At 64.6% G+C, this 26,763-nt stretch carries 26 protein-coding genes; 10 read left to right on the plus strand and 16 right to left on the minus strand.

Going from position 1 to position 26,763, the window contains the following annotated elements:
• Positions 1-75: 75 nt before the first annotated feature.
• The 5 genes from AC1DUB_RS14740 (at position 76) to AC1DUB_RS14760 (ending at position 4,777) form a co-directional block, all read left to right on the plus strand.
• Positions 76-1,506 carry a M20 family metallopeptidase gene (locus AC1DUB_RS14740; RefSeq protein WP_477730123.1) on the plus strand — a complete coding sequence of 477 codons (1,431 nt, stop codon included), beginning with the start codon at positions 76-78 and terminating at the stop codon, positions 1,504-1,506.
• A gap of 3 nt (positions 1,507-1,509) precedes the next feature.
• Positions 1,510-1,662, plus strand: a complete 153-nt coding sequence (locus AC1DUB_RS14745; protein ID WP_477730124.1) for a hypothetical protein — start codon at positions 1,510-1,512, stop codon at positions 1,660-1,662.
• A gap of 80 nt (positions 1,663-1,742) precedes the next feature.
• Positions 1,743-2,738 carry a Bug family tripartite tricarboxylate transporter substrate binding protein gene (locus AC1DUB_RS14750; RefSeq protein ID WP_477730125.1) on the plus strand — a complete coding sequence of 332 codons (996 nt, stop codon included), beginning with the start codon at positions 1,743-1,745 and terminating at the stop codon, positions 2,736-2,738.
• A gap of 51 nt (positions 2,739-2,789) precedes the next feature.
• Positions 2,790-3,941, plus strand: coding sequence for a cupin domain-containing protein (locus tag AC1DUB_RS14755; RefSeq protein WP_477730126.1), 1,152 nt, complete (start codon positions 2,790-2,792; stop codon positions 3,939-3,941).
• A gap of 56 nt (positions 3,942-3,997) precedes the next feature.
• A complete protein-coding gene (locus AC1DUB_RS14760) occupies positions 3,998-4,777 on the plus strand; it encodes a cyclase family protein (RefSeq protein ID WP_477730127.1) in 780 nt (259 codons plus the stop codon).
• Between the two features lie 163 nt (positions 4,778-4,940).
• On the opposite strand, the gene AC1DUB_RS14765 is transcribed toward AC1DUB_RS14760, so the two are convergent.
• Both AC1DUB_RS14765 and AC1DUB_RS14770 read right to left on the minus strand, forming a co-directional pair.
• Complete coding sequence (locus AC1DUB_RS14765; RefSeq protein ID WP_477730128.1) at positions 4,941-6,362, minus strand: FAD-binding oxidoreductase; 1,422 nt, start codon at positions 6,360-6,362, stop codon at positions 4,941-4,943.
• 178 nt (positions 6,363-6,540) lie between these two features.
• Entirely contained in the window at positions 6,541-6,936 is a 396-nt protein-coding gene (locus AC1DUB_RS14770; RefSeq protein WP_477730129.1) for an EF-hand domain-containing protein, read from the minus strand.
• Positions 6,937-7,146: 210 nt separating this feature from the next.
• On the opposite strand from AC1DUB_RS14770, the gene AC1DUB_RS14775 reads away from it, so the two are divergent.
• Entirely contained in the window at positions 7,147-7,716 is a 570-nt protein-coding gene (locus tag AC1DUB_RS14775; protein WP_477721983.1) for a cob(I)yrinic acid a,c-diamide adenosyltransferase, read from the plus strand.
• A 35-nt stretch (positions 7,717-7,751) separates the two neighbouring features.
• On the opposite strand, the gene AC1DUB_RS14780 is transcribed toward AC1DUB_RS14775, so the two are convergent.
• Positions 7,752-8,180: a hotdog fold thioesterase gene (locus AC1DUB_RS14780; RefSeq protein ID WP_011481089.1), complete on the minus strand. Its 429-nt coding sequence runs from the start codon at positions 8,178-8,180 to the stop codon at positions 7,752-7,754.
• Positions 8,181-8,319: 139 nt separating this feature from the next.
• On the opposite strand from AC1DUB_RS14780, the gene AC1DUB_RS14785 reads away from it, so the two are divergent.
• Both AC1DUB_RS14785 and AC1DUB_RS14790 read left to right on the plus strand, forming a co-directional pair.
• A complete protein-coding gene (locus AC1DUB_RS14785) occupies positions 8,320-9,621 on the plus strand; it encodes an AsmA family protein (RefSeq protein ID WP_477730130.1) in 1,302 nt (433 codons plus the stop codon).
• A gap of 212 nt (positions 9,622-9,833) precedes the next feature.
• Complete coding sequence (locus tag AC1DUB_RS14790; RefSeq protein WP_477719364.1) at positions 9,834-10,163, plus strand: hypothetical protein; 330 nt, start codon at positions 9,834-9,836, stop codon at positions 10,161-10,163.
• 10 nt (positions 10,164-10,173) lie between these two features.
• Here the strand turns inward: AC1DUB_RS14790 and AC1DUB_RS14795 are convergent, their stop codons facing one another.
• The 3 genes from AC1DUB_RS14795 to AC1DUB_RS14805 all read right to left on the minus strand — a co-directional run bounded on the left by AC1DUB_RS14795 (position 10,174) and on the right by AC1DUB_RS14805 (position 13,355).
• Positions 10,174-11,502 (minus strand): solute carrier family 23 protein, encoded by a 1,329-nt coding sequence (locus AC1DUB_RS14795; protein ID WP_477730131.1) that lies wholly within the window; start codon positions 11,500-11,502, stop codon positions 10,174-10,176.
• A gap of 116 nt (positions 11,503-11,618) precedes the next feature.
• Entirely contained in the window at positions 11,619-12,503 is an 885-nt protein-coding gene (locus tag AC1DUB_RS14800; protein WP_477730132.1) for an alpha/beta hydrolase, read from the minus strand.
• 249 nt (positions 12,504-12,752) lie between these two features.
• Positions 12,753-13,355 (minus strand): TetR/AcrR family transcriptional regulator, encoded by a 603-nt coding sequence (locus AC1DUB_RS14805; RefSeq protein ID WP_477730133.1) that lies wholly within the window; start codon positions 13,353-13,355, stop codon positions 12,753-12,755.
• A 99-nt stretch (positions 13,356-13,454) separates the two neighbouring features.
• Between AC1DUB_RS14805 and AC1DUB_RS14810 the strand changes: the two genes are divergently transcribed.
• A complete protein-coding gene (locus AC1DUB_RS14810) occupies positions 13,455-15,686 on the plus strand; it encodes an acetoacetate--CoA ligase (RefSeq protein WP_477730134.1) in 2,232 nt (743 codons plus the stop codon).
• Between the two features lie 28 nt (positions 15,687-15,714).
• Here the strand turns inward: AC1DUB_RS14810 and fahA are convergent, their stop codons facing one another.
• The 7 genes from fahA to AC1DUB_RS14845 all read right to left on the minus strand — a co-directional run bounded on the left by fahA (position 15,715) and on the right by AC1DUB_RS14845 (position 22,514).
• On the minus strand, positions 15,715-17,052 hold the full coding sequence (gene fahA / locus AC1DUB_RS14815; protein WP_477730135.1) for a fumarylacetoacetase: 1,338 nt from the start codon (positions 17,050-17,052) through the stop codon (positions 15,715-15,717).
• A 9-nt stretch (positions 17,053-17,061) separates the two neighbouring features.
• Positions 17,062-17,868: a cyclase family protein gene (locus AC1DUB_RS14820; protein WP_477730136.1), complete on the minus strand. Its 807-nt coding sequence runs from the start codon at positions 17,866-17,868 to the stop codon at positions 17,062-17,064.
• 113 nt (positions 17,869-17,981) lie between these two features.
• Positions 17,982-18,596: a YceI family protein gene (locus tag AC1DUB_RS14825; protein ID WP_477730137.1), complete on the minus strand. Its 615-nt coding sequence runs from the start codon at positions 18,594-18,596 to the stop codon at positions 17,982-17,984.
• Positions 18,597-18,643: 47 nt separating this feature from the next.
• Entirely contained in the window at positions 18,644-19,474 is an 831-nt protein-coding gene (locus tag AC1DUB_RS14830; RefSeq protein WP_477730138.1) for a hypothetical protein, read from the minus strand.
• A gap of 56 nt (positions 19,475-19,530) precedes the next feature.
• The gene (locus AC1DUB_RS14835) at positions 19,531-20,514 is read right to left on the minus strand and encodes a Bug family tripartite tricarboxylate transporter substrate binding protein (RefSeq protein ID WP_477730139.1); all 984 of its coding nucleotides are present in this window, start codon (positions 20,512-20,514) and stop codon (positions 19,531-19,533) included.
• A 22-nt stretch (positions 20,515-20,536) separates the two neighbouring features.
• Positions 20,537-21,625 (minus strand): porin, encoded by a 1,089-nt coding sequence (locus AC1DUB_RS14840; protein WP_477730140.1) that lies wholly within the window; start codon positions 21,623-21,625, stop codon positions 20,537-20,539.
• 193 nt (positions 21,626-21,818) lie between these two features.
• Positions 21,819-22,514: a TetR/AcrR family transcriptional regulator gene (locus AC1DUB_RS14845; protein WP_477730141.1), complete on the minus strand. Its 696-nt coding sequence runs from the start codon at positions 22,512-22,514 to the stop codon at positions 21,819-21,821.
• Between the two features lie 287 nt (positions 22,515-22,801).
• Between AC1DUB_RS14845 and AC1DUB_RS14850 the strand changes: the two genes are divergently transcribed.
• Positions 22,802-23,263, plus strand: coding sequence for a YbaY family lipoprotein (locus AC1DUB_RS14850; protein ID WP_477730142.1), 462 nt, complete (start codon positions 22,802-22,804; stop codon positions 23,261-23,263).
• A gap of 32 nt (positions 23,264-23,295) precedes the next feature.
• Here the strand turns inward: AC1DUB_RS14850 and AC1DUB_RS14855 are convergent, their stop codons facing one another.
• The 3 genes from AC1DUB_RS14855 to AC1DUB_RS14865 all read right to left on the minus strand — a co-directional run bounded on the left by AC1DUB_RS14855 (position 23,296) and on the right by AC1DUB_RS14865 (position 26,747).
• Complete coding sequence (locus AC1DUB_RS14855; RefSeq protein WP_477730143.1) at positions 23,296-24,198, minus strand: DMT family transporter; 903 nt, start codon at positions 24,196-24,198, stop codon at positions 23,296-23,298.
• 520 nt (positions 24,199-24,718) lie between these two features.
• Complete coding sequence (locus AC1DUB_RS14860) at positions 24,719-25,711, minus strand: Bug family tripartite tricarboxylate transporter substrate binding protein (protein WP_477730144.1); 993 nt, start codon at positions 25,709-25,711, stop codon at positions 24,719-24,721.
• 94 nt (positions 25,712-25,805) lie between these two features.
• A complete protein-coding gene (locus AC1DUB_RS14865; protein ID WP_477730145.1) occupies positions 25,806-26,747 on the minus strand; it encodes an alpha/beta fold hydrolase in 942 nt (313 codons plus the stop codon).
• Between the last annotated feature and the right edge of the window lie 16 nt (positions 26,748-26,763).

The following is a 26,763-nucleotide window of genomic DNA, read 5'->3' on the forward strand; positions in this document are numbered from 1 at the left end:
CGTGCTGATCTACGGGGTGCTATCCAGCACATGCGCCACCGAGCGCGCTCGGGCTTTCCCGCAAGGAGCCGCACGATGAGCAGGGACGACGCCATCCGCTTGGCCGAGCGCCATTTTGATGAAGGTGGTTTCATGCAAACCCTGGCACGCCGTGTCGCCGTGCGCACGGAAAGCCAGAAGCCTGAGAGCCTGCCGTTGCTCTACAGCTACCTCACCGATCTCGTGGTGCCCGACCTGGAAGCCATAGGCTTCGTCTGCCGCATCATTGACAACCCCGAGCCGGATGGCAGCCCATTCCTCATTGCCGAGCGGATCGAGGAGGGCGCCGCCTGTACCCTGCTGACTTACGGGCACGGCGACGTGGTCAACGGTTACGACGCTCAGTGGCGCGACGGCTTGGGGCCCTGGAAACTCACGGTCGAGGGCGACCGCTGGTATGGCCGGGGCACCGCCGACAACAAGGTGCAGCACTCCATCAACCTGGCTGCGCTGGCGCAGGCGGTACGGGCTCGCCGTGGCCGGTTGGGGTTCAATGTCAAGGTATTGCTGGAAATGGGAGAGGAGGCCGGCTCCCGCGGCCTGCACGCGATTTGCCGGCAGTACCGGGAGACGCTCGCCGCCGACGTCTTCATCGCTTCCGACGGACCGCGCCTTGCCGCCAGCGAACCGACGGTGTTCCTGGGAGCCCGTGGCGGCCTGAACTTCGACCTGAACATCCGGCTGCGCGAAGGCGCGCACCACTCGGGCAACTGGGGCGGCCTGCTGCGCAACCCGGGCGTGCGACTGGCGCATGCGATCGCCAGCATGGTGGACGAACACGGTCGCATCCTGGTCCCGGGCCTGCTGCCGAACAGCCTGCCCGACAACGTGCGCAGCGCGCTGCGCACTATCGCGGTGGGCACCGACGCGGATGCGCCGGAGATCGACCCGCAGTGGGGCGAGCCGGGCCTGTCGCCCGCTGAAAGAGTGTTTGGCTGGAACACTTTTGAGGTGATCGCCTTCAAGACCGGCAATCCAGAGGCGCCGGTCAATGCCATTCCGGCGCATGCCTATGCGATGTGCCAGATCCGCTACGTGGTCGGCAGCGACAACACGCAATTCCTGCGGCACATTCGGGAGCACCTGGATGCGCGCGGCTACACGGACGTGGAAGTCACGCAGAACGGGACCGAGGCCATGGCCACGCGCCTGGATCCGGACGATGCCTGGGTGCGCTGGTGCTTGGACTCCATCTCGCGCACGACGGGGCGCACCACGCGTCTGCTGCCCAACCTGGGCGGATCGCTACCCAACGATGCCTTCGCCGAGATCCTCGGCCTGCCGACGCTTTGGGTGCCGCACTCCTATCCCGGCTGTGCGCAACACGCACCCAACGAACACGTCCTGGGCAGTGTCACGCGTCAATCGCTGCAATTGATGGCGGGCCTTTTTTGGGACCTCGGGGAGCAGGGCGAACGGCTGCGGCAAGTGCGGCAGGTGCGGGCCGAAAGGGCCACGGGGGCATAGAGCATGGTGCTGCGACCTCTCACCGTCGGAGACGCCTGTCAACAAAGCGCGGTACGCCTCCATGTCACCTCTTCGGGCTACCGCCACCCGCTGGCGATGCCAGGCGGCGACCACTCGCAGCTGCTGATGCGCGTGGGCATCCGGCACAAGATATGACAGTGGATATGACAGCGTCTGGCAGCGTCTGACAGCACAACCCATATGGCCTTTTATTCCTCACCCTGGAGATCGCCCGCATGAGCTCTGTTACGAACCCTTCGCGCCGTCGCCTTGCGCTTGCCGCAGCCGGCTTCCTGTTGTCCGCCTCCGTGCTGCGCCATGCTGCGGCGCAGCCCTGGCCCAATAAGCCGCTGCGTATCGTGGTGCCGTTCGCGCCGGGTGGCGCCTCGGATACGATGGCGCGGATCCTGGCCGACCAGCTGCCGCGGCGGCTTGGCCAGCCAGTGATCATCGAAAACAAGCCCGGTGCGTCGACCATCATCGGCGTCGACACGGTGGCCAAGTCCGTCCCGGACGGGAACTCGATTCTGCTCGCGGGCGTGGGCAGCTTCGGCGTGCTGCCAGCGCTGCGCAAGACTCTGCCGTTCAATATTGAGCAGGACTTCGCGCTGATCGCCCTGGTGACCTACACCCCCAACATCCTGGTCACCGCCGCTGACAAGCCATACCGCACGCTGGCCGACCTGGTGAAGGCCGCCAAGGCCAAGCCGGGCGATATCCGGTATGCGACTTACGGCGAGGGCAGCGCCAACCACCTGTGCGGTGAGCTGTTGGCACACGCGGCGGGGATCAGTCTGGAGGCCATCCCTTACAAGGGGGCCGCCGATGCGAAGCTGGCGTTGCTGCGTGGCGACGTGGACCTGAGCTTCGAGACACTGGCCAGTGTGGGAGGCGAGCTCAAGGCAGGTCGGCTGCGGGCTCTGGCCCACGGCGGCGCGGGGCGCACCGCGTTGCTGCCCGACCTGCCGGGCCTGGCCGAATTCGGTTATGCCCAGGCCGCCGTGCAGCCTTTTTTCGGTATGGCGGTTCCAGCGGCCACGCCGGAGCCGGTCCGGGCGCGCCTGACCAGGGAAGTTCTGACGATCATGGCCCAGCCCGATGTGCGCGAGAAGGCCATCGCAGCCTACCTGGAGCCCGCCACGATAGGGCCTGCGGAGATGAAAGCCATTGTCGAGCGGGACACGGCCACCTTCAGGCGCATCGCGCAGCAATTGAAGCTGTCGCTCGACTGAATCGGCGCGTCTGAATCGACGCGTTTTTACCATCCAAGGAGACGTTTCCCCATGAGCGAGGCAATGGAGACAAGAGCGATGCATGAGGACGTACCGCTGGTACTCGACGGCATCTGTGGCGCGATGGTCCAGCTGGGCTGTGAAAGCCTGGGGCCGACGCTGTCCTTCTTCACCGAACGGCTAGGGTTCCGGATCGACGCGATCTTCCCGGCCGACGACCCGAAGACCGCGCTGGTGTCGGGCCATGGCATTGCGCTGCAGCTGTCGGCCGGCGTGCCAAACGCCGCACCGCGCCTCACCCTGCTTTGCGATGACCCCGCGCGTATCGCGCAGGGGCTGCGGGAGCTCACGGCGCCCAACGGAACCGTCGTTCGCTTTGCCGAGGCGAATCCGGCCTACAAGCTGCCGCCCACGGTCCAGGCCCTGGTTATCAGCCAGGCGGGTGAGTCGACACACTGGACCGTGGGGCGCGCCGGGCTACGCTACCGCGACCTGCTGCCGCAGCGTCACGGCGGCGCCTTTATCGCGTCGCACATACGCATCCTCGAAGGCGGCCCGGTGCCGGACTATGTCCACTACCACAAGGTTCGCTTCCAGATGATCTTTTGTCGTTCCGGCTGGGTGCGCGTGCTCTACGAAGGGCAAGGTGCTCCGATGGTGCTGCGGGCCGGCGACTGCGTACTGCAGCCGCCGATGATCCGGCACCGGGTTCTGGAGAGTTCGGCCGGCGCCGAGGTGATCGAGATCGGCACGCCGGCCGAGCACATCACCATTGCCGAGCATGCACTCACCCTGCCGTCTGCCGACCTGCCGCCAGACCATGACTTCGGTGGCCAGCGGTTTGTGCGTCACACCGCCAGCGTGGCGGCGTGGCTGCCTTGGCGGCTGGAGGGCTTCGAGCACCAGGACACCGGCATCGGTGGCGCGACCTCGGGTCTGGCAGGCGCCCGCGTGGTGCGGCGCATGGCCGGTGCCGAGGCGGCGTCTTCCCCGCAGCAGCACGACACGGAGTTCTGTTTTTACTTCGTCCTGTCGGGGAAGGCGGATTTTTGCCACGGCGACGAGCGCCTGCCCTTGAAGGCCGACGACAGCATCACCGTGCCCGGCGGGCTGCGCTACGCTTTCGGCAACACATCGCCGGACCTGACGCTGCTGGAAGTGACCCTGCCGGATGCCGTTGCGCTGACCCAGGCGTTGGACTGAAAGCGCATGACCGCGCTGCAAGACTGCCAGCACCTCGATCACTATGGGAGAACGTCATGAAACCTTCGCTTGCGCAATTTGCGCGTGATATTTCCACAGGCGCGCTGCGCGTGATTGATCTCACGCACACGCTCTCTCCTGAATTCCCGGCGTTGCAGCTGCCGCCGCAGTTTGGGCAGGTATGGGCGTTCAGGATGGAGCGTATCTCGCAATACGACGCGGCCGGCCCGGGCTGGTACTGGAACAACTTTTCCTGCGGAGAACATACCGGAACCCACTTCGACGCACCAGTGCACTGGGTGACCGGAAAGGACTATCCAAACAATACCGTTGACACCATCGATGCGCGTCAGTTCATCGGTCCGGCCTGCGTGGTCGATGCGAGCCGTGAAGTGGCGGCCGATCCCGATTGGCTGCTGACGGTCGATTTCCTGGAAGCCTGGGAAGCGCAACACGGCCGCATCCCGGCAGGCGCCTGGCTGCTGCTGCGCACCGACTGGAGCCAGCGGCTGGCAGACCCTGCGGCTTTCGTCAATATGCGCGAAGACGGCGCTCACACGCCCGGCCCTACGCAGCAGGCGGTCGAATGGCTTATCCGCGATCGCGACGTGCGCGGCTTCGGCGTTGAGACCATCAATACCGATGCCGGCCAATCCTACGCCTGGCCGGTCGCCTATCCGTGCCACACGCTGATGCACGGCGCCAACAAGTTCGGTTTGCAATGCCTGATGAACCTTGACCAACTGCCCTCACAGGGCGCGATGATTGTCGCCGCGCCCCTGAAGATTCAGGGCGGGTCAGGCTCGCCGCTGCGCGTGCTGGCCCTGGTGGAGTAGGTGCTGTCGCGCGTGCTGCCAGTCAAACTGTCTTCTGTTGCACTGTGTACTTGAATCTGCGATTCAAGACGAGGTCCAGGGCGAGGTTAGGCCCCTGTTGGCTGCGTACCAACAGCTAACAAAACAGCTGTCAAAAAGAGCGCAAATCGGTGATGCCCGACACTCACAGCGTGAAAATCTTGCCCGGGTTCATGATGTTTTTCGGGTCCAGCGCGCGCTTGATGGTGCGCATCATCTCGACAGCGCCATCACCGGTTTCGGTTACCAGAAAATCCATTTTGTGCAGGCCCACGCCGTGCTCGCCGGTGCAGGTGCCTTCAAGGGCTAGCGCGCGACTCACCAGCTTGTGGTTGAGCGCCTCGGCGATCTCGCGTTCCTCGGGAAGGGTCGGGTCGATCAGGTAGCCGAAGTGGAAATTGCCGTCGCCGACATGGCCGACGAGGAAGTAGGGAATGCCGCTGGCATCGACCTCGGCGACCGACTCCAGCAGGCAGTCGGCCAGGCGCGAAATCGGCACGCAGGTGTCGGTGGAGATGGCGCGGCAGCCGGGGCGCGACTGGATGGCGGCGAAATAGGCGTTGTGCCGGGCCGTCCATAGCCGCGTGCGCTCTTCCGGCGTGCTGGCCCATTCAAAGGCCTTGCCGCCATGGCCGCTGGCGAGCTCCTGCACCAGCTCGGCCTGCTCTTTCACGCTGCTTGGCGAGCCATGAAACTCCATCAGCAGCATGGGCTCTTCGCGCAAGCCCAGCTTGGCATAGGCATTCACCATGCGCACGGTGTTGTGGTCGATGAGCTCCACGCGCGCAATCGGCACGCCCATCTGGATCACTTCAATCGTGGTGCGCACGGCGGCTTCAATGCTGGGGAAGGAGCAGATCGCCGCCGAGATGGCTTCCGGCAGCGGATAGAGCCTGACGGTGACTTCAGTGATGACGCCCAGCGTGCCTTCGCTGCCCACCATCAGGCGCGTCAGGTCGTAGCCGGCCGATGATTTCTTGGCGCGGGTGCCGGTGCGGATGACCTCGCCGCTGGCCGTGACCACTTCCAGCGCGAGCACATTTTCGCGCATGGTGCCGTAGCGCACGGCGTTGGTGCCGCTGGCGCGCGTCGCGCTCATGCCGCCCAGGGTGGCGTCGGCGCCGGGATCGATGGGGAAAAACAGGCCGGTGCTTTTCACCTCTTCATTGAGTTGCTTGCGCGTCACGCCGGGCTGCACGGTCACGGTCAGGTCTTCCGCGTTGATGGACAGCACCTTGTTCATGCGGCTCACATCAATGCTGATGCCGCCCTGCACGGCCAGCAAATGGCCTTCCAGCGAGGTGCCGACACCAAACGGGATGACCGGCACGTTGTACTGGCTGGCCAGCTTCACGGCATCGGCCACGTCCTGCGTGCTTTCGGCAAACACCACGGCGGCGGGTGGCGGGGCGGCAAACGAGGACTCGTCACGGCCGTGCTGCTCGCGCACCACCAGCGCGGTGGAGCAACGCTCGGCGAAGCGGGCCTTGAGTGCGTCCAGCAGCGCGGCAGGTGTTTCGCGCTGGTGAATCTCCGGCAGCAAATGGACGGGTAGGGGTGCGTTCATGGGTGTCTCCAGGTCAATGGCACAGTTTACGACGTGCGCGTCGGGTCTGCCAAAGAAAGCTTGTGGAGTTCCCGGACGCCGGGGCGTTGCCGGAGCACCTGGAAGGCGCGCCGCCGGTGCAGGCCGGCGGCGCGCCAAGGGAAAAGATGAAATGCGGAAAGACGAAATGCGGAAGAGGTCAGGAGCCTGCCGCGCTGGTGAATTCGCTGCGCGAGATGAAGGTGTCGTGATCGGTGTCGATCAACTCGAAACGCTGCGCCACGGCCGGGAAATGCTCGGCTTCCTGGCGACTCAGCTTGCCGTCCCGGTTGGTGTCGGCCCGGTTAAACGCCGCCTCCAGGTCATTGCGGGTCACCCGGTTTGGCGGAATGGTAGCGGCTGTTGCCGAAGGCGCCAGTTGGGCCGACGGACTGCTGGGGCTGGCGGGACTGGTAGGTGAGGGCGGTGAGTTTTGCGCCCGCGCGGCGGCGGCAGCGCCCATGGCCAACGCCGCCATCAGCACCACGCTGCGTAATTCAAAGTTGCCAAAGTCAAAGTTGCCAAAGTTGGGAATAGAATGGTTTTTCACCGTCATGCAGAGATATCCTTCAAAGATTGTTTCAAAGCTGCTTCAAGGTTGAACAGGGCCCGATTGCATCGCAAAGAGCGTCAGGCGGCCAGCACTCTTGCAGGGTGTTTCTCCGCTGACATGGTGACGGACCAGGACACATTTGCTTGCCTCGCGTAACGCCGCGCGAGGCTTCACCGGTTTCACGGCGCCTCACTCCCTTCACATCTCACCCATATGGCCAACAGACTTTCACAGATCGCAACACGCACGGGCGACAACGGCACCACGGGGCTGGGCGACAACACGCGCGTCTCCAAGGACAGCCTGCGTGTTCATGCCATGGGCGACGTCGATGAATTGAATTCGCAGATCGGCGTGCTGCTCTGCGAAGAATTGCCGCCGGGTGTGCGCGACCTGCTGGTCGAAGTGCAGCACCAGCTGTTCAACCTGGGGGGCGAGCTGTCCATCCCGGGCTATGAGCTCCTCAAGCCCGAAGCCGTGGCCCTGCTCGATGCGGCGCTGGCCGAGCACAATGCCCAGCTGCCGCGTCTGGCGGAATTCATTTTGCCGGCTGGCTCGCGGGCCGCGGCGCTCGCGCATGTGTGCCGCACCGTGGCGCGCCGCGCGGAGCGGGCGGTGGTGGCCCTGGGCGCAGCCGAGCCCCTCAAGGAGGCGCCGCGTCAGTACCTCAACCGCTTGAGCGACCTGCTGTTCGTGCTGTCACGCGTGCTCAACCGCATGAATGGCGGTGACGATGTGTACTGGAAAAGCGAACGCATGGCGAGGGCGGCCTCGGAGGAGTGAGCGTATCTTGAAGCCGGCAGCGTCGAGCCTGGATATCACGACTGCTTCGGCTGCAGCATCGCCATGGTGATGCGCGACACGCAGGTCAGCTCGCCGGCGTCGTTGGTCATCTCGATCTGCCAGACCTGGGTGCTTCGGCCAATGTGCACGGGCCGCGTGATGCCGGTCACCCAGCCGCTGGTTGTGCCCTTGAGGTGGTTGGCGTTGATATCCAGTCCCACAGCGCGATGCCCTGCAGGCGCTGTGTAAGCGGCGCCGCACGAGCCCAGTGTTTCGGCCAGCACCACTGACACCCCGCCGTGCAGCAGCCCGTAAGGCTGGACCGTCCGGCGGTCCACCGGCACGCGGGCGCGGATGAAATCATCACCCACTTCCAGAAATTCGATGCCCAGATGGGTGACGGCGCAGTTCGCGTTGGACGCGGTGAGCAATTCGATGGAGATGGGCTGTTTCCAGATGCGCATGGTGGTTCCAGACTGATTCGGGGACAGGGCGCCCTCCACTATAAGAGGTGGCCGCCTACACCCCTTGGGTAACTTGTCGCGCCTTCCGCTGCCAGGACCGGGCGTAGGCTGGAAAAATGGCCACGAAAGCACAATCCCCATGACACGCGCGCACCGCTGGCTGGTGGGGCTCGGCCTGGTCCTGGGCCTGCCGGCTTTGTTCTGGGTGGCGATGATGCGCCTCGTGCCCTCCGATGACGAGCTGGCGGGTCGCGCGGCCCTGCAGCTGGAGGCGTGGCTCGGTGTCAAGGTCAACGTCGGTGCACTGCGCTGGCGGCTGCTGCCGGCGCCGACGCTGGTGATCGAAAATATCGCCACGGTGCAGCCGCAGCCCATCGTCATTCAAAAGCTCACCGCTTATCCGGACCTGCTGGCGCTCTGGCAGCGCCGCGTGAAGATAGACCGTGTAGACCTGCAGGGCGCCACCGTGCCGCAGCTCTCGCTGGGTTGGGCGCTTGCGAGGCCGGAACAAGGTCGCGAGCCAAGCGAATTGAGCGCCGGTGACATTCCGCTGGTGCGTCTGGTGTTTCGCGACGTGACCTGGATTTCGCGGCACGGTATTCCCGTCATTTACGACGGCGAGGTGGACTTTGATCCCGGCTGGCGGCCGCGTCAGGCCCTGGTGCGCCGTCCCGGCTTCAAGCCCGTCACCGACCTCACGCTGACCCGCGAGGGGCAGGATGACCGGTGGGCTGCCCGCATCAACGTGGGCGGTGGCACGGCCCACGGCACGATGGAACTGCAGACCCGCCCCAACGGCCGCTTTCACCTGGAAGGCGCCTTGCAACCGAAGGATATGGAGGTGCAGAGTGCGCTGGCCGCCTTCAACCGCCGTTCCATCGTCTCGGGCAAGGCCTCTGGCAATACGGTGCTGTCCGCCCATGGCGACAACGTTGTCGAACTGGCGCAGTCGCTTCACACCAGGACCACGTTCGCCATGGGCTCTTCGAAGCTGCTGCATTTTGACCTCGACAAGGCGATTCGCAGCGCGGGCCAGGAGTTCACCGGGCAGACAGCGCTCGAATCAGTCACCGGGCAGCTCGACACGCAGAACACACCGCAGGGCATGGTGGTCGACTACACCGGTATCAAGGCAGGGTCGGGTGCACTGACCGCGTCGGGAAAGGCCCGGGTGGCCAACCAGCAAGTCCAGGCTGAACTCTCGGTGGATCTCGTGGACGGTGTGGTCGGCATACCCTTGCAAATCAACGGACCTCTTGAGAAGGTGAGGGTGTCCGTATCCCGCGGCGCGCTGGCGGGCGCCATGGTGGGCACGGCGATACTGCCCGGCGTTGGCACGGCGATTGGTGCCCGTGTAGGCGCCACGCTGGGCAAGATCTTCAGCCCGGATCCCGCGGGCAAGCCGGCTCCCCGAAGCGGCACCGGATCCCCCGGAAAGTAGCCCTGAGGCTCCCCACTCCCCGAACTGGCGGGCGCGAAGCCCCGCACATGTGTTTATTTTGGTTAACGCCGTAATGGCCCGTAACTTGGCCGTCCTTGGGGTATTCCAGTGGAGTAAAGTTTTAAGTCGATAAATCTCCAGCTTTGCGGCAATCCGCTATTCGGGCTATATCCGGTGTCGATGTCCTTGCAGCCTAACCCAAGGTCCTGACCATGTCCCAAAAGCCGCCCGCCTCTCCCCTTTCCACTCCGCTTGCGCGCGCGCTGGATCAGAATGACACGGCGAAAGAGACGATGGAGCAGGCGGCCGATGAACTGATGGTGATCAACACCGTACTCAAACAAGAAATTCCCGACCCCTTGCAAACCGGCGACGTGGCACAGGCCCTGCAAAAAACTGACGAAATCGAACGCAGGATTCAGGAGTCCGCCGACGAGCTGGCGCAGGTTCACCAGGTCCTGGCGCAGGAAATCGGCGAACGCGTCGCTTTGGAGCGTGAACTGGCGGCGATCAAATTGGCGCTCACGCGGTCCAGGGGCTAGGGCCTAGGGGCTAGGGCCTTTGCGACGTGGGGCCTTGCGGCACCGTCAGCGCTTGTCGCTGGCGGTTGAGCAGCGCGTACAGCAAGATGGCGCCGAAAGTGGCGGTGCCAATGCCGCCCATCGCGAACTGCCCGAACTTCAGCGTGAAGTCGCCGGTGCCCAGCACCAGCGTGATGGCCGCCACGATCAGGTTCTTGTTGTCTGAAAAATCCACCTTGTTGTCGACCCAGATCTTGGCGCCGGCCACGGCAATGAGGCCGAACACCACGATGCTCACCCCGCCCATCACGGGCAGGGGAATCGCCTGGATCAGTGCGCCGAACTTGGGGCTGAAGCCCAGCATCACGGCAATCAGCGCAGCGACCACAAACACCGCCGTCGAGTAGATTTTGGTGGCCGCCATCACGCCGATGTTTTCGGCGTAGGTGGTGACACCGGTGCCGCCGGCGCTGCCCGAAACAATGGTGGCCACACCGTCGCCGATGAAGGCGCGGCCGATGTAGACATCCAGGTTTTTGCCGGTCATGGCTGTCACCGCCTTGATGTGGCCGAGGTTTTCTGCCACCAGGATGATGGCCACCGGCGCAATCAGCAGCATGGCATTCAGGCTGAAGACCGGCGCGGCAAAGCCGGGTACACCTGCCCAGTTCGCGTTGGCGATGCCCGACAGGTCAATCGGCTTGCCCAGGCCCAGGCCGTTGGTGAGCACCGCATACACCAGGCTCGCCACCAGCAGGCCGACCAGGATCAGCAGGCGCTGCACCATGCCGCGCGTCATCACGGCCACCAGCGCCACGCTGACGAAGGTCACCAGCTGCATCCACGAATCAAAGTTGCTCGCCGCCATGTTCTTGACGGGAATGCTCGCCAGGTTCAGGCCGATGACGGCCACCACGGCGCCGGTGACCACCGGCGGCATGACGCGCTCTATCCAGCCCGTGCCCACGAACTGCACGATGGCGCCTATCAGCGTGTAGACCACGCCACACGCGATGATGCCGCCCAGCGCCACGCCGATGTTACCGTTCAGGCCTTTGCCCTCATAGGCGGTGGCGGCAATCACCACGCCAATGAAGGCAAAGCTGGAACCGAGGTAGCTTGGCACCTTGCCCCCGGTGATGGCAAAAAATATCAGGGTGCCAACGCCGCTCATCAGGATGGCAATGTTGGGGTCAAAGCCCATGAGGATGGGCGCCAGCACCGTAGCGCCAAACATCGCAATCACGTGCTGCACGCCCATCATCGTCGTTTGCGGCCACGATAAGCGCTCGTCCGGCGCGATCACGCCTCCCTGCTGCAACACTGCGCTGCTTTTTTCTGTCCAGTCCAGCATTCCCATCACTCACTCCTCTTTGTAAAGTGTGGCAATGCTAGGGGCAATGGACGCATCCCACAAGAGCGACCGGGTGCCGGCAGAACGGGCACCCTGCGATCTGCGGCCGGTGATGGCCGGCCTCAGGCCAGGAATGAGGCGACGTGTTGCAGCACCCCGGTGTCTTTCAGGATCTTCTGGTGCCCCAGTCCTTCGGTGGCCACCAGGCGTGCGCCTTCGATCGTCTGGCTGTACGCCACGCCGTCGGCGAAGTGGTTGATGCTGTCCTGCCGGTCATGCACCACCAGCGTGGGCAGGTGAATGCGTGGGCCCACCGCGGCGGGCTCGAACTGCGGCATCAAGATGCCTTCGCGCGCTTCAACGCGACGCTGCATGGCTGCGCGCGTGGTCTCGCTCAGGCCAAACACGTGGGCAAACAGGCGCGTGTACTCATAAGGCGAGGCGGGCGGGGCCAGCAGCACCAGCCGGTTCACCGGCAGGCCGCGGCTGGCGGCATAGGCGCCGGCGTTGGCTCCCAGCGAATGGGCCACCAAGCCGTGCACGCTGTAGCCCTGCTGCTGCAGGCGCGCCGAGACGTACTCGATCACGCGTGCGAATTGCGGCAGGTTGCTGGTCGAGCCGCGGCTGCGTCCGTGCGCGGGCATCTCGACGATCATGGGCCGCATGCCCTGCGCCGCCAGCGTGTCGGCCAGCGCCAGCATCTGGCCGGCGTGTCCGCCCCAGCCGTGCACCAGCAGAACGACCGGGCCCTGCGGCGCGATCGGGCGTGAATAAAGCGTCAGGCTGGCGTCTTCAAACGGCCACTGTTCCAGGTGCCAGGCTGGGCTCCAGGCTCTGCGGCGGCTCAGCCATTTGGGCGGCAGCGGCGTGCCGAACAGGCGATAGGCCGCACGCACGGCCAGCGCCGGCCAGATGCGCTGCGAGGCTCCCAGGCCCCAGCGGAACACCCGCGTGAACGGGCTGGCGTTGTAGTAGGCCGTGGTGGCCTGCAGGGATGTACGTGTCATGGGACTCTCCGTTTTTGAATCAGCAGGGGGCAGGCCCTGGCTTCAGTCATTCAGTTTCAGTAATAGATCCAGTCTTCATTGCTGCGCGGCAGCTGGCGCAGCGAGGCCAGGGCGGCCGTCACACCGCACACCAGCAGAAAACCGATGAACGAAAAAATGATGATCAACATGGCATCTTCCTTTCTTCGCACGATCGTGCGAAATTAGAGCAAACACAACAAACAAGGGCACGTGGGCGTCCCTCAACAATCAGGTTTTGTAGCTGTTAATCAGGCGCTCCCAGGATGCCTGGGTGCGCTCGGCCGCGCGCGGGTCGCGCAGAAAGCGCGCATCGTGCAACAGCCCAATGGACAAGCTGCTGATTTCGCTGACCAGCTGCTCGGGGTCGGTGTCTGCTTGCAGGTGGCCGGCCTCGATGGCCTGCAACACGGTACGGCGCAAGGCGGCGCGCCAGCGTGTCACTTCCTGCAGCAGCGTGTTGCGCAACTCGCCCTCCTTGTCGTCCAGCTCGAACGCGCCGGCCGTGTAGATGCAGCCCTGCTGCACTTCGACGTCGCGCGTGCGCACAATCCAGCGGCGCACGATTTCGTTGAGGCGTGGCAGGCCCTTGGGCTGCTGCATGGCCGGTACAAAGACGTCGGCCAGAAAGCGCCGGCCAAACTCTTCAATGACGGCTTTTTGCAGAGCCTCGCGCGAGCCGATGCGCGAGAACACGCCGCTCTTGGACAGGCCAATGCGATCGGCCACGGCCTGCAGCGTGATGGCCTCCAGGCCTTCCGCCGCTGCAAGATCAATTCCCGCGCCAATGATGGCTGTCCGGGTCATCTCGCTTTTCTGGGTTTTGGCATCCATGCGGCGAATATTAGCACGATTGTGCGAAATTGCAAATTCCGCATTTCCGGGGGCGCGTTGACCCTTCTCACGCCAAGGTCGTGGCGTTAAGCTCGCACCATGAGCGCACCCTATATTCCCCAAATACGCCTCTACCAGGACTGGTTGAAGGCCACGCGCGGCCTGTCCTTCGACAGCTATGCCGCACTGTGGCGCTGGTCGGTGACCGACCTGGAGGCGTTCTGGCAAAGCATCTGGGACTATTTTGAGTTGCAGTCGCCGACGCCGCACACGGCGGTGCTGGCCGACCGGCGCATGCCCGGTGCCCGGTGGTTTCCGGGCGCCCAGGTCAACTATGCGCGGCAGGTTCTGCGGCACGTGGACCGGGCCCACGCCGCCGGCTTCCCCGCGCTTGTCAGCCACAACGAAAAAAGCCTTGCCGGCGGCCGGCACCGCGAACTGAGCTGGCCCGCGCTGCGCCAGCAGGTCGCGTCGCTGGCGCTGCACCTGCAGGCCCGGGGCGTGAAGCCGGGCGACCGCGTGGCCGCCTATTTGCCCAACATTCCGGAGGCCATGGTGGCCTTCCTGGCCGTGGTCAGCATCGGCGGTGTCTGGAGCATTTGCGCGCCCGACATGGGCACCCACGCCGTGCTGGACCGCTTCAAGCAGATCGAGCCCAAGGTGCTGATCGCCTGCGACGGCGTGCACTATGGCGGGCGTGATCTGGACCGCACGGCCGTGGTGGCGGAGCTGCGGGCCGCACTGCCCAGCCTGCAGCACGTGATCGTGCACGACAACCTGCGCGCTGCAAATTCGATGGCAGATTGCACACGGTTCGACGCCGCTGTGGCCCAGGACGATGCGCAAACTGCGGCGTTTGAACCGCTCTGGCTGCCGTTTGACCATCCGCTGTGGATTGTCTATTCCAGCGGCACCACCGGCCTGCCCAAGCCCATCGTGCATGGCCACGGCGGCACGCAGCTGGTAGCGCTGGCGCTGAAGACCCTGCACAACGACATTGGGTGCAGCTACGAGGCCACCAGCTGGGGCGAGCGCTACCACTGGTACAGCTCCACGGGCTGGGTGATGTGGAACGCACAACTGAGCGGCCTGCTCAACGGCACCACCTGCTGCCTGTTTGACGGCAATCCCGGCGGCAGCAAGGACAAGCCCGACTGGACCACGCTCTGGCGTTTCGCGGCCGACCTTGAGGTGACGTACTTCGGCGCCGGCGCAGCCTTCTTTGCCAACTGCATGAAGGCGGGCGTTGACCTGACGCAATTGCCAGGCCTCAAGAGCGTGCGCGCGCTGGGCTCCACCGGCTCACCGCTGTCTCCCGAAGCGCAGAATTGGGGTACGCAGCAGTTTGCAAAACTTGGAACACTTGATGCGCGTCGCGCCGGGCCGCCCCAAGCAAGCACAGCCCCTGAGGGGCTGGAGCCTGCGGCTCCAAACCTGCCTGAGCAGGTTTGGACAGGCGACAGAGGCGAAGCGTCTGGCGAGCCGCGGCCTGCAGGGCCTCGCGCATTACACGAAGTGAAAAGCGTGGGGGCTCCCATTTGGTGGTGCAATATCTCGGGGGGCACCGACTTTGCCGGTGCGTTTATCGGAGGCAACCGGGAATTGCCGCTGGTGCCGGGCGAGATGCAGTGCCGCCTGCTGGGCTGCGCGGTCGAGGCCTGGAATGAACAGGGCCAGCCCGTCATCAACGAAGTGGGTGAGCTGGTCTGCACCCAGCCCATTCCCTCCATGCCGCTGTATTTCTGGGGCGACCAGGGCGCAATGGAGCGGCCCAGCGCCGAACCCGGTCCGCGCTATCTGTCCAGCTACTTCGACATGTACCCCAACGTCTGGCGGCATGGCGACTGGCTCAAAATTACGCCTGCGGGTGGTTGCATCATCTACGGGCGCAGCGACGCCACCATCAACCGCCACGGCCTGCGCATGGGCACCAGCGAGCTGTACAGCGCGATAGAGGCGCAGCCCGAAGTGCTGGACTCGCTGGTGGTGGACCTGGAGTATCTGGGCCGCGAAAGCTACATGCCGCTGTTTGTGGTGCTGCGTGAGGGCGTGGCGCTCGACGACGCGCTGAAAGCCCGGCTCAACGGTTCGATCAAAACCGCGCTGTCGCCGCGCTTTGTGCCCGATGCCATTTTTCAGGTGCCCGAAATTCCGCGGACCCTCTCGGGCAAAAAGCAGGAGCTGCCGATCAAGAAGTTGCTGCTGGGGCAACCACTGGAGAAGGTGGTCAACCGGGACGCCATGGCCAACCCCGACTGCCTCGACTGGTATGTGGCGTTTGCCCGGCAGCACACGGGACAAGGAGGGAGCCAGGCCCGCGTGAGCCCATGACCCCGCATGCCTCTGCCCGCCGCGCAACTCAGTGCTGCGCGGGCAGCACTTCACCCCGGCATTCGCCAAACCCAATGCGTGCTGCGCCGGGCCTTTCACACCAGCCTCGCAGGATGACGGCATCGCCGTCGTGCAGGAAGGCGCGCTGCTCGCCGCTGTCCAGCATCATGGGAGACTGACCTCCCCGGGTCATCTCGATCATGGCGCCTTCCTCTCCGGGCGTGGGGCCAGAAATGGTGCCGCTGCCCAGCAAGTCGCCGCTTTGCAGGTTGCAGCCGCCCATGGTGTGCTGCGTCACCATCTGCGCAAACGTCCAGTATTGATGCCTGAAGCTGGTATGCGCCACCTGGGTGGCGGCTTGAGCCGTGCCGCGCTGCCGAGCGCTTTCGAGCAGCACATCAAGCTGAATATCGAGCACGCCGCCCGCGCGGTGGCCCGGGCTGTTCAGGTAGGCCAGGGGCTGCGGTTCGGCTGCGGGGCGGGCAAAGGGCCGGCGAAAGGGGGCGAGCGCTTCCAGGCTGACAATCCAGGGCGAGATACTGGTGCAGAAATTCTTGCCCAGAAAAGGCCCCAGCGGCGTCATCTCCCAGAACTGGATGTCGCGCGCGGACCAGTCGTTGAGCAGGCAGACGCCAAAGATGTGGTCTTCGGCCTGCGTGAGGGGAATAGGCTCGCCCATGGCGTTGCCGGGCCCGATGAAAATACCGAGCTCCAGCTCGTAATCGAGCCGGCCGCACGGCGCGTAGACCGGAGCGGTGGCGCCCGGCGCCATCATTTGCCCCATGGGCCGGTGAAACGCCGTGCCGCTCACGACCACGCTGGAGGCGCGGCCGTGATAGGCAATTGGCAGCCACTGAAAATTCGGCGTCAACGGGTCGTTGTCGGGCCGGGCAATACGGCCCACATTGCGTGCATGGTGAATGGAGGTGTAAAAGTCGGTGTAGTTGGCAATGCGTGCGGGCAGGCTGTATTCCACCGTGCTTTGGGGCACGAGACAGGCGCGCACGGCGGCTTGCTGCGGGTAGACCGCATCTTCGCGCAGCAGGGTAAACAGCGCGTGGCGCAAGCTGCTCCAGGCCGCCGAGCCGAGCGCCATGAAATCGTTGAGCGCGGGCTGCGCGCAGGCTTCGCACGCTTGCAGGGCCAGGCCCTGCAGCATGCCGGCCTGGCTCAATGCCGCGAGGTCGATGACCTGCTCGCCGATGGCCACGCCGCCGCGATACGCCTCCATGCTGCGCGCGCAGCGAAACACCGCAAAAGGCAGGTTCTGGATGGGGAAGTCTGCGTGGCCATAGGCCTCTTCAAGCCAGCTTCTGGCTGCTGGGGCGTGGGTGTGGTTCAGGTTCAGGTTCAGGTTCAGGTTCATGCCGGCACCTCAGGCCGATGCCATCAAGGCGTCGTCAAAAATTGCCACCGCGCGGGTCCAGCCTGCCGAGGCGCCGCGGATTTTGTGCGGAAAGCAGCTAATGAAAAAACCGTCGGGCGGCAAGGCTTCCAGGTTGTGCAGCTTTTCCAGGTGGCAATAGCCAATGTCGCGGCCGGCCTTGTGGCCCTCCCAGATCAGTGAGGCGTCCCTGGTTTCGCCGTACTTCTTTGCCGTGTGAACAAAGGGCGCATCCCAGCTCCAGGCGTCGGTGCCGGTGAGGCGAATGCCGCGCTCGAGCAGGTACATGGTGGCCTCATAGCCCACGCCCACGCCTGCCGCCACGTAGTCTTGATGCCCGTAGCGGGACCCGGCGCGGGTGTTCACTACCACGATCTCCAGCGGCTTGAGTGTGTGCCGGATGCGCGCGAGCTCGGCTTCCACGTCGTTTGCCGTCACCACATAGCCATCGGGCCGGTCCCGAAAGTCAAGCTTCACGCCGGGCTGGAAGCACCATTCCAGCGGCACGTCGTGGATGGCCATCGCGGGCTTCTTCCCGTCCAGTGCCTGGTCCATGGTGGAGTGAAAGTGGTAGGGCGCGTCCAGGTGCGTGCCATTGTGCGTGGACAGCTGCACCAGCTCCACGGCCCAGCCCTCGCCGTCGGGCAAGTCTTCTTTTTTCAGCCCCGGAAAGAAGGGTGCAATCTGCTCGTAGGTGTTGTCGTGCGTGAAATAGGTGATCCGTGGCTCCAGACCGGGCGGGTCCGAGGCCACATCGTTTTCGAGATAGATCGAGAGGTCGATGAAGGTGCGTGACATGAGATTCAGCCTTTCGGGCTCGGGTGGCGTGAGGGGGCCGCAGCGCGGCGACGGGCGGTGGTGGCGGCGGGCCGACCGCGACCGCATGCGGCTTCCGCCGCCGCAGCCGGGGCTCATTCGGGGTAGGCCTCCAGGCCGATCTGCAGTTTCACCTCGTCAGCGATGGCGGGTATGCCGAACTTGAGGCCGAAGTCCGAGCGCTTGAGCGTCGCCTCGGCGTCGGCGCCGCACATGGGCCGCTTGTAGAACGGATGCGGCCCGCACTTGAACTGGGCGACCGTGAGCCTGACGGGTCGGGTGACGCCCACCAGGGTCAGGTGGCCGTCTATGCTGTCGAGCACCTCGCCGTTGAAGTTGAACCGGGTGGACTTGTAGAGCATCTCCGGGAACTCGGCCACGTTGAAGAAGTCGGCGCTACGCAGGTGCTCGTCGCGCGAGCGCGGGCCGTGGGTCCGGGCGACCCAGCTCCCGGCTTCGTGCTTGGCATCTCCGGTGTTGATCGATGCGGTATCGATCCGGACCTCTACCGAGCCGCTCCGGGCGGCGGCATCGAAGACCACCTTGCCGGCCATCTTGTCGAAGCGGCCATGGATGGAGGTCATGCCCAGGTGGTTGATGCTGAAATTGGGAAAGGAATGCGCGGGGTCCAGTACATAGGTGAGCGGCGCCGCCATCGCCGAGGCGGTGGACAACAGGCCGGCTAGCAGCGTGGTTTGGGCAAGGTTCATGAGGGTCTCCAGGGGATTGAGTAACGGGGGTAAAAGCCTGTTCGGGTTCAGGCGGCACCGCTGCCGGCCCAGGCCAGCACCAGCGCCAGGGCGGCGGGAACAGCGGCGGCTAGCGCCGCAAGAATGGTTTCGAGCCAGACCGGGTGACGGGCCACGGGCAGCCGGCGCGTCGCCCAGGGCACGGCCAGCAGGGGCAGTACGGTGTACCAGCGCACGCCACCGGTCAGCACCGATAGGACGGCCACCGGGCCGACCACGGCGCTCGCCGGCCAGGTCAGCGTCCAGGCCGTCGCCAGGCGTTTGCCGCTGATCATCTGGACCAGTAGCACCGCTCCGGCGCCGGCGCCCACCGAAATGCACATCAGCGCCAGCACGGCCGACGCACCTAGCAAGGCCAGGGCCCCGCCCGCCAGCCCCAGCACCAGCGCTGTCGCGCCCGACTGCAGGCTGTTGCGCGGTGCGCCCTGACCTGAGTCCACCAGCGCCGCCACAAACAGCGCGCCCGCTGCTGCGGCCAGTGCCGCGGCCACGGGTGCCATCTGCCGCAGCACGCCCAGCAGGAGCCACAGCGTCGCCGCCGCTGCGGCGACGGCCATCGCGGTACGCAGCGCCGGGCGCGGCGCGAGGCGGGCTGCCTCAGCGGCCAGCAGCAAGACGCCTGCGCCGATTCCGAGCAGGCTCAGCTTGCGCGTTGCGCTCATGGACTCGAAGGACCAGCCCACGGTGAGTGCGACCGCGGTGATGAAGGCCACGGTAATGGCGATGCCGGCAAAGCGGTCCGCCCGCAGCAGCCATATCACGATGACGACCGCCAGCAGCGCGGCCAGAAAAGGCGCGACGCCGCCCTGAAGCGCTGGATTTCCCAGTAGATCGTTCATGTCAGCGGCCGGTAACGGTAACGGTGACAGTGACAGTGACAGAGTGGCACACGGTGTCAGGACTCCGCTGTGAATCCAGTCTGCTTGATCAGGCGGCGCCACTCCTCGGCGTCGGCGTGCAGCAGATCAGCCAGTGCCGATGCTGACGACGCCTGAATTTCCAGCCCAAAGGCCTTGCCCGAGTCAACCAGGTCGGGCTGCGCCAGCGCCGGTTGCAGGTAAGCGGCGGCCCGGCGCACCGTTTCGGGTTTGGCCTTGCCCGGCAGGAAGAAGCCGTACCACTCGCGCGCGGTCAGCGGATAGCCGAGCTCGCGCAGCGAGGGCGTGCCGGGCAGGAAGGGTGAACGCGTCGTGCCGGAGATCGCCAGCACGCGCAGCTTGCCGGTCTTCACATGCGGAAGGTAGTCGCCAATCGGGCCGCAGAAGGAAGAAATCTGCCCGCCCAACAGGTCCTGCACGCCCGGCACTGAGCCACGGTAGGGAATGTGCTTGATGTCCACACCGGTGAACTTGCCCAGCAGGGTGCCGAGCAGGTGCGGCATGGAGCCGGCGCCGGGGCTGCCGAAATTGGCCTTGAGGTCGTTGGTTTTGGCCCAGGCGAGGAAGTCCTTGAGGGTCTTGACGCTGTCAGGCACCGCCGGGCCGACGGCCAGTCCGTGATGAATGTAGGCCCCCATCGAAACCGGCGACACATCCTCCAGGCGGTACTGCAATTTGGGGTAGGTGAAGGGGTAGATCGACAGCATGGACGAGGGCGTCAGCAGCAGCACGCTGCCGTCCGGGTTGGCGTCCTTGAGCGTGATCACGCCGATCTGGCCGGCCGCGCCGGGCTTGTTTTCCACCACTATATTGGTGGCGTAGTTCCCTCTGAGCTTGTCGGCCACGCGCCGCGCCAGCACGTCCAGGGTGCCGCCGGGCGGAAAGCCGGTGATGATTTTGGCCAGGTCCATGGAAGCTGGCTGGGCACGGGCTGCCAGCGGGAGCGCAGCGGCGGCCACGGTGGCGGTGGCCAGATGGGTGAAGTAGCGTCGAGTGATCATGATGCGATTCCTGTGTCAAAGCCTAGAAGCGGTGGCGAAGGCCGATTCCGAACGAATTGCCGGAAGCGTTGCCGGTGAATTTGTCCTTCATAAAGACAGCGTAGAGGTCGCTGCGCTTGGAAAAACTGTAGTCATAACCGACGCTGGTGGTCGTGCGCGTCGTGGCGGCTCCGCTGTCGGGCGCCTGCTTGCTGTTGGCGGTTTGGAACAACACGGCACCGGCACCGACGGGAATGCTTGCCCCGAGGTGCCAGGTCCGGATTTTGTCGTCCATGATCGCAGCATAGTCGCGCTGGGTCTCGATGTAGCCCGCGCTGAGGCGTCCGAAGCCGAAGGCATAGGCGCCCGATGCATGCCAGGTGCGCTGCTTGGCCAGCACGGCGGCGGCAGGGCCCGTCGCCGGTACCGCCGCGTTCCCCATCTGCTCCGTGGCCAGCGCAAGGTTCAGCGGGCCGTTGGCGTAGAACGCGCTGAGGCCGGTGCGGCTGCCAACGCCCGTGGCCTCGCTGGGGGCCCATTGAGCGGTGACCTTGACCCCACCGAGATTCGGGCTGATATAGCCCACGGCATTGTTCCAGGCGCTGTCGGTGGGAGCCAGGGCCCCCGTTAAGGCACGGCGGGTGGGCGGCGCCCCCGGAGACAGGAATTGTGTTCCTTGCCCCACCGCCGAAATCCAGGTGTGCAGGAAGGCAGGCCCAAAGGTGGGAGAGTCGCCGAACGAGTTGGTGCGCAGGAAGTTGAGGAAATTGCCGGTGCTTTGCCGGCCCAGGCGCACCGTGCCCAGGCTGCCGCTCAGGCCCACATAGCTGCTGCGGCTAAAGAAGGTGTCACCGGTAAAGCGGCCCACCTCGCCGGTATCGACACGCAGAAAAATGCCGAGCGCGAACTCGGCCTTCAGGCCGCCGCCCAGATCCTCAGAGCCGTTGAAATTGAGTTGCGAAGTGCTCATGCCACCGCTGTCCACCCGCGACAGTCGCAAGCCCCCGCTGAGCTGGCGACTGCCTGCATAGGCGTCGACGACGCCGCTTAAGGTCACGCTGTCTTGCGCCTGGGCGGCCTGCGCGCTGAACAGCAGGGCCGCCGCGGCGACGGGGATAAATGTGTTTTTCATGATGTCTCGCTCCACGGCTTTTTTTGGGCTGAGTTGATCCACCGGTCGCCCAAGCCAGGTTTGGCCGTCCGGAGGAAAGAAGGGGGAAAGGGGTCGGGGCGCTGTGCCGTGCGGCGCAGGCCGGCAGGGTCAGGGCGGTCGCTTCAGGTCAAGGCGAAACATGGCGAAACACCGGGTTCTTGACGGGTGTGTTTCAGTGAACCGGCGTGGCAAACACGCCGCGTATGCCGCTGCAGATAAAGTGCACGAGCAAGGGTTCGGCCTCGGGCGCGCAGGGCGCGAATTCGCCGCGCGACAGACCCTCGATGCGTCGGTCCGTGACGTGGTGCAGCAGCGCGCCCAGCGCAAACTGGTAGCAGCAGGCGGCCGTGCCCCGTGTCGCGCCCGGCATGGCGGCGGCAAACGCATCAATGAAGGCATGCGCCAGCGGATCAAACATATCGCGGATCAGTGTTTCGTCTTCCTTGAGCTGCTCATCCATGCCGCGCTGGATCAGGCGCATGAAATGGCGGCCTTCAGGCTGGCGTGCCACCTGCAGCACGGGCAGTACAAAAGCCTTGACGATTTCCTCCAGCAACTGCTCGCCTGGCGTGGTTTGCTGCGCCAAGGCCAGGGAGTCGAGCCGCTGCTGGATGTAGCCCGCACGCTGGCGGAAAATCTCATGGTAGAGGTCCATCTTCGGGCCGTAGTAGTAGCCCACCAGGGCGAACTGCACACCGGCTTCGTCGGCGATGTCGCGGATCGACACACCATGAAAACCACGCTCGGCAAACAGGCGCTCAGCCGCCAGCAGGATGTTGCGTTTGCGGTCAGGAGCCAACAGCGCGGCGTCGGGCGCATCATCGTTGGGATTGCGGGCGGTGCGGGTGCTTGTGCGGGGCTTGGTCATGGGGTTTGCTCGGTGCGTGGGTTTGCTGACAGGATGAAATATACGTTTGTATAAATAACTTATACATTCGTATAAACCCTGATTGGTCCCAGAACGGGCTACCGGCCAGCCTTGGGGATCTCCTGATGACGGGTGGTGACCTGACGCAACGGCCTGGTCTCAAGACCGTGCGAGCCCTCGCGAAGCACGCGCAGTGGCAAGCGTGCGGGCCAACATCCGGTGGCGAATCCGGACTGTCTCGCGTGGTATGTTCAGTTCTCGAAAAACCACCTTGCCGAAAGGAGCGCATGAAACGACGACTGATGAGGCTGGCCGCCCTGGGTGTTTTTGCCTTGCTGACCGCGTGCGCCACCGGACCGGGCACCGCTCCTTCGGGCGCAGCACCGGCGGCATCGGGTGCGCCCTCTGCGGCCTCCGGGCTGCGTGTGACCGGCACCGTGTCCTACCTGCAGCGCGTCGCCTTGCCGCCCGATAGCGATGTCATCGTTCAGCTGCGCGATATTTCGCGCCTGGACACCCCGTCCGGCATATTGGCCGAGCAGCGTTTCACCGCCAGCAGCCAGGTCCCCTTGCCGTTTGAACTGATAGTGGAGCCCGGCAAGATCGACCCGCGCATGCGCTATGCGGTCGCGGCACGCATTCAGCGCAACGGGAAGTTGCTGTTCATCAACGACAAGCTCTACCTGGTTCTCACGCAAGGCCACGGCAACCGCGTCGAGATGGTTTTGCACATGGTGGCGAAACCCTGAAGCGCCCTGAGCGCTGACTCTTTCCGGCCCGTTCAGGCCACCGTCGCCGGCTGGCGGTTGACCAGCACCACCCCCGCGGCCACCAGCGCCAGCGCCGCGAGCAAACCCGGCGTCACACTTTCCTTGAGCCACAGTGCGCCAAACAGCAGCGCAAACAGCGGCGTGAGAAAGACAAACACTGAAATCCGGGTCGCCGGGTAGCGCCCCAGCATCCACATCCAGGCCAGGTAGCTGGCGAAAGCGCCGATCACGGTTTGCAGCAGCAGCGAGGTGATGGCAAACGGGCTGAATTGCCAGACCCACACCTCGCCCAGCGCCAGTGACAGCGCCGGGAAGGCCAGGCCGCTGACGGCCAGTTGGTAAAAGAGCAGCTTTTCTGCCGCGATGTTGGTCAGGCTGGAGGCGCGAATGACCACTGTGGTGAGTCCCCAGAGCAGCCCGGCCAGCAGCGCCAGCAGATCACCGCGCGCCGTCGATCCCTGGCCGGCCGTGAAGCCTTCGCGCAGGGCAAACACCACGGCGACAAAGGCACCGAGCAAGCCAACCCATTGCAGGCCGCGCAAGCGTTCGGCCTTGACCCACAGCGGCAACAGCAGGGCGACCCAGAAAGGCGAGGTGTATAAAAACACCGTCAGGCGCGAGGCGCTGGTGTACTGCAGCCCCAGGTAGATGCAGGCAAACTCCGCGCCGAACAGCGCACCTGCCAGCAGGCCGGCCCGCAGTGAGCCGTCACGGCCAAACAGCGCAATGCCGCGCCACAGGCACCACAGTCCCAGCAGGGCCGTGGCGCCCAGCAAACGCAAGGAGGCCTGGAACATCGGCGGGATTTCGCTGATGGTGGCCTTGATCAGCACCTGCTGCAGGCCCCAGAACAGGCAGCAGCCCAGCAGCAAGGAAATGGCGAGGGCATCGAGGTGGGTCTTGCGTAGGGTCATCAGTTCAGGGGGGCGAAAATTCAGTTGGCTGGCGCCATGATGGCATAGCGCGGTTTGGTCTCTCAAACTAGTTTTCTGTCTTTTGGGGGGCCGGCTGTGCCTGTGCCGGCAAGTGGGCCAGCGCGGCCACGCTGCAGAGGAACAGGGTCAGGGATCTCATGGACCGCCATCGTGCCGCGCAGGCGCCGCCGTGGCAAGGCGCATCACATTCATTGATGGGCCATCAGTGCCGGTTCACAAAGGGTGCTCGGTATAAAACGGCGGACCGGAGCAGCCCATATTGCAGTCACTCGTTCAGGCGGCGCTGACGAGGTGCGGCATGCGCAGTTTGATAAGCCGCAAGGGCAACTCCCGAGACAATGCCCCCGTTGAACGTCTGTGGGGTAGTCAGAAAGTGGCCAGGCTGTATGGCAAGCGATTCGCCACGCAGCTCGCGGCCGTCAAGGTTGGAGGCTCGCAACGGCCAGTGCGGCCCCTTGGCCGAAAGGCGACGGGACCTTGCCGTCCGGCTGCTGTTGCGTCACTGGTCAAGCGTTACCTTGGCGGTCCGGATATAGCTGCCCCAGCGGTCGTATTCACTGTTGTAGAACTGCTGGTATGCCGCAGGTGACATTTGTTCGATCACCATCGTCATTTTCTTCATCACTTCAGCCACTTGCGGCTCGGCAATGGTGGCCGTGATGGCCGCATTCAACTTATTCACGATGTCGGTCGGGGTGCCCGAGGGCGCCAGGAATCCCAGCCAGGGCCCCATGTCGATTTCAACGCCAAATTCCTTGAGTATGGGCGTGTCGGGCAAGCCTGGCAGCCGTTCGCGCGCGGTGATGGCCAGGATTCGAACCGTTCCAGCCTTTGCGTGCTGATCGGCGACCAGCACGGGGACGATGGAGCAGTTCACCTGGTTCGCCAATTGCCCCTGCATCAGTGGCGCTGTACCGTTGTAGGGCACGTGCAGCAGGTCCACTTTGGATTTTTGCTTCAACGCCTCCATGACGATCTGGCCTGAGCTTCCCTGCCCCCAGGATCCGAATGTCATAGGCTCCTTCGCGTCCTTGGCCATCTGCAGAAGTTGGCTGAAGCTTCGAGCCGGGTTTGAAGCGTGAACAACAAGGGCCAGTGGCGTGAAGCCAATGGGCGCCACTGCCACGAAGTCCTTCTTCGAGTCGTAAGGCGGCGTCTTCAGGATGTGAGGCGCAATCGAATGGGAGTCCGCGGTTCCATAGACCAGCGTGTAGCCATCGGCGGCACTCCGGGCAGCGGCAAGGCTGCCGATGGTTCCGATGGCGCCGGGCCTATTCTCGACAATGACAGGTTGTCCAAGTCGCTGTGCAAGCGAAGCAGTCATCGCCCGAACCAAGACGTCGCCACCGCCACCAGCCGCCCACGGCATGATAATTTTGACCGGGCGCGAAGGATAGACCTGCGCTTGGGCCAAGGCTCCCAGCGGTGTTGCAGCCACTGCGAAGCTTCCGAGCCCGAATAGGGCCGACCGGCGATTCATTTCGTACTTCATGATGTCTCCTTGATTGAGGTGCTGGTCGATACCAGCTGGTTTTCAACAATGCGATTGAGATGCCGCGACGCAGTCCGTGCACACGCGGGGCGCCTCACAGTTCCTTGCTCTCCAGCCAACTAAACAGGACCAGTGCAATTTCGTTGCTGTTGTCCTCGATCATGAGCATGTGTCCGTTGCCGTTGATGCCGAGATCCGGAAGCCAGATAAAGTCAGCTGCCAGGTAGTCGGCTAACTTCTGGTCCACTGACCTGGGGTGGCGCGCATCGTGCTCACCTGTGATGACCAAGAGCGGCCTTTGAGCGACTACAGATGGTTCATGGATGGCCAGACCTTGGCCGCCGATGTTGAATCGTTCGTTCAAGACAGTCGGACTCTCCGCGACTACCGTCGCCGCATAGGCATCGAAGGCGGCCTGCGGGAAGCGAGGCGCATTCGCCCAGAAATCCCGAATGAAGGTTCGGCGGGCCACGACGGGGCTGTCCAGCGGTGAATACACCGGGCAGCCAGCTTCCTTGTCCTGCGCCAGCGATGCAACTACCGCTGGATCGTCGGGTAGTACATCGATCAGATTGGCCGGTGCACCCGGCGCGACGCCGATAACTGCGCTAACTTTGTCCGGCAATGTTTCGGCCAGCCACCACGCCAGCGGACCGCCCGCCGAATGGGCGATGACAATCGCCGGCCCCACCGCTTCAACCAGCGTCCCGAGGGCAGTGGCGGTGTCCCGCGTTGTCAGTTGAGTGATGTTCTCGGCACCCGGTGAATGGCCGTGACAAGGCCAGTCCGGCACGTAGACATCATGCCCACGTGCCGCGAACAACGGCGCCCAACCGTCCCTGCCGTCGGGCGTTTCCATGTAGGCCTCACCGGTGTGGAAGCCTCCGTGAATCATGATGACTGGCAGTCGCCTGCACTCACTCAACATGGCGGGCACATGGGCGACGTGGATGGGATGGCGCGCCGTACCCAACCGCAGGCTCACAGGTTGCGCGCTGGCGTTCTGCGTCTCGGCGATGGCTGGGCTAGAGGACATGTACGCTTTCATCAAA

Source organism: Polaromonas sp. P4_F9 (assembly GCF_056401235.1).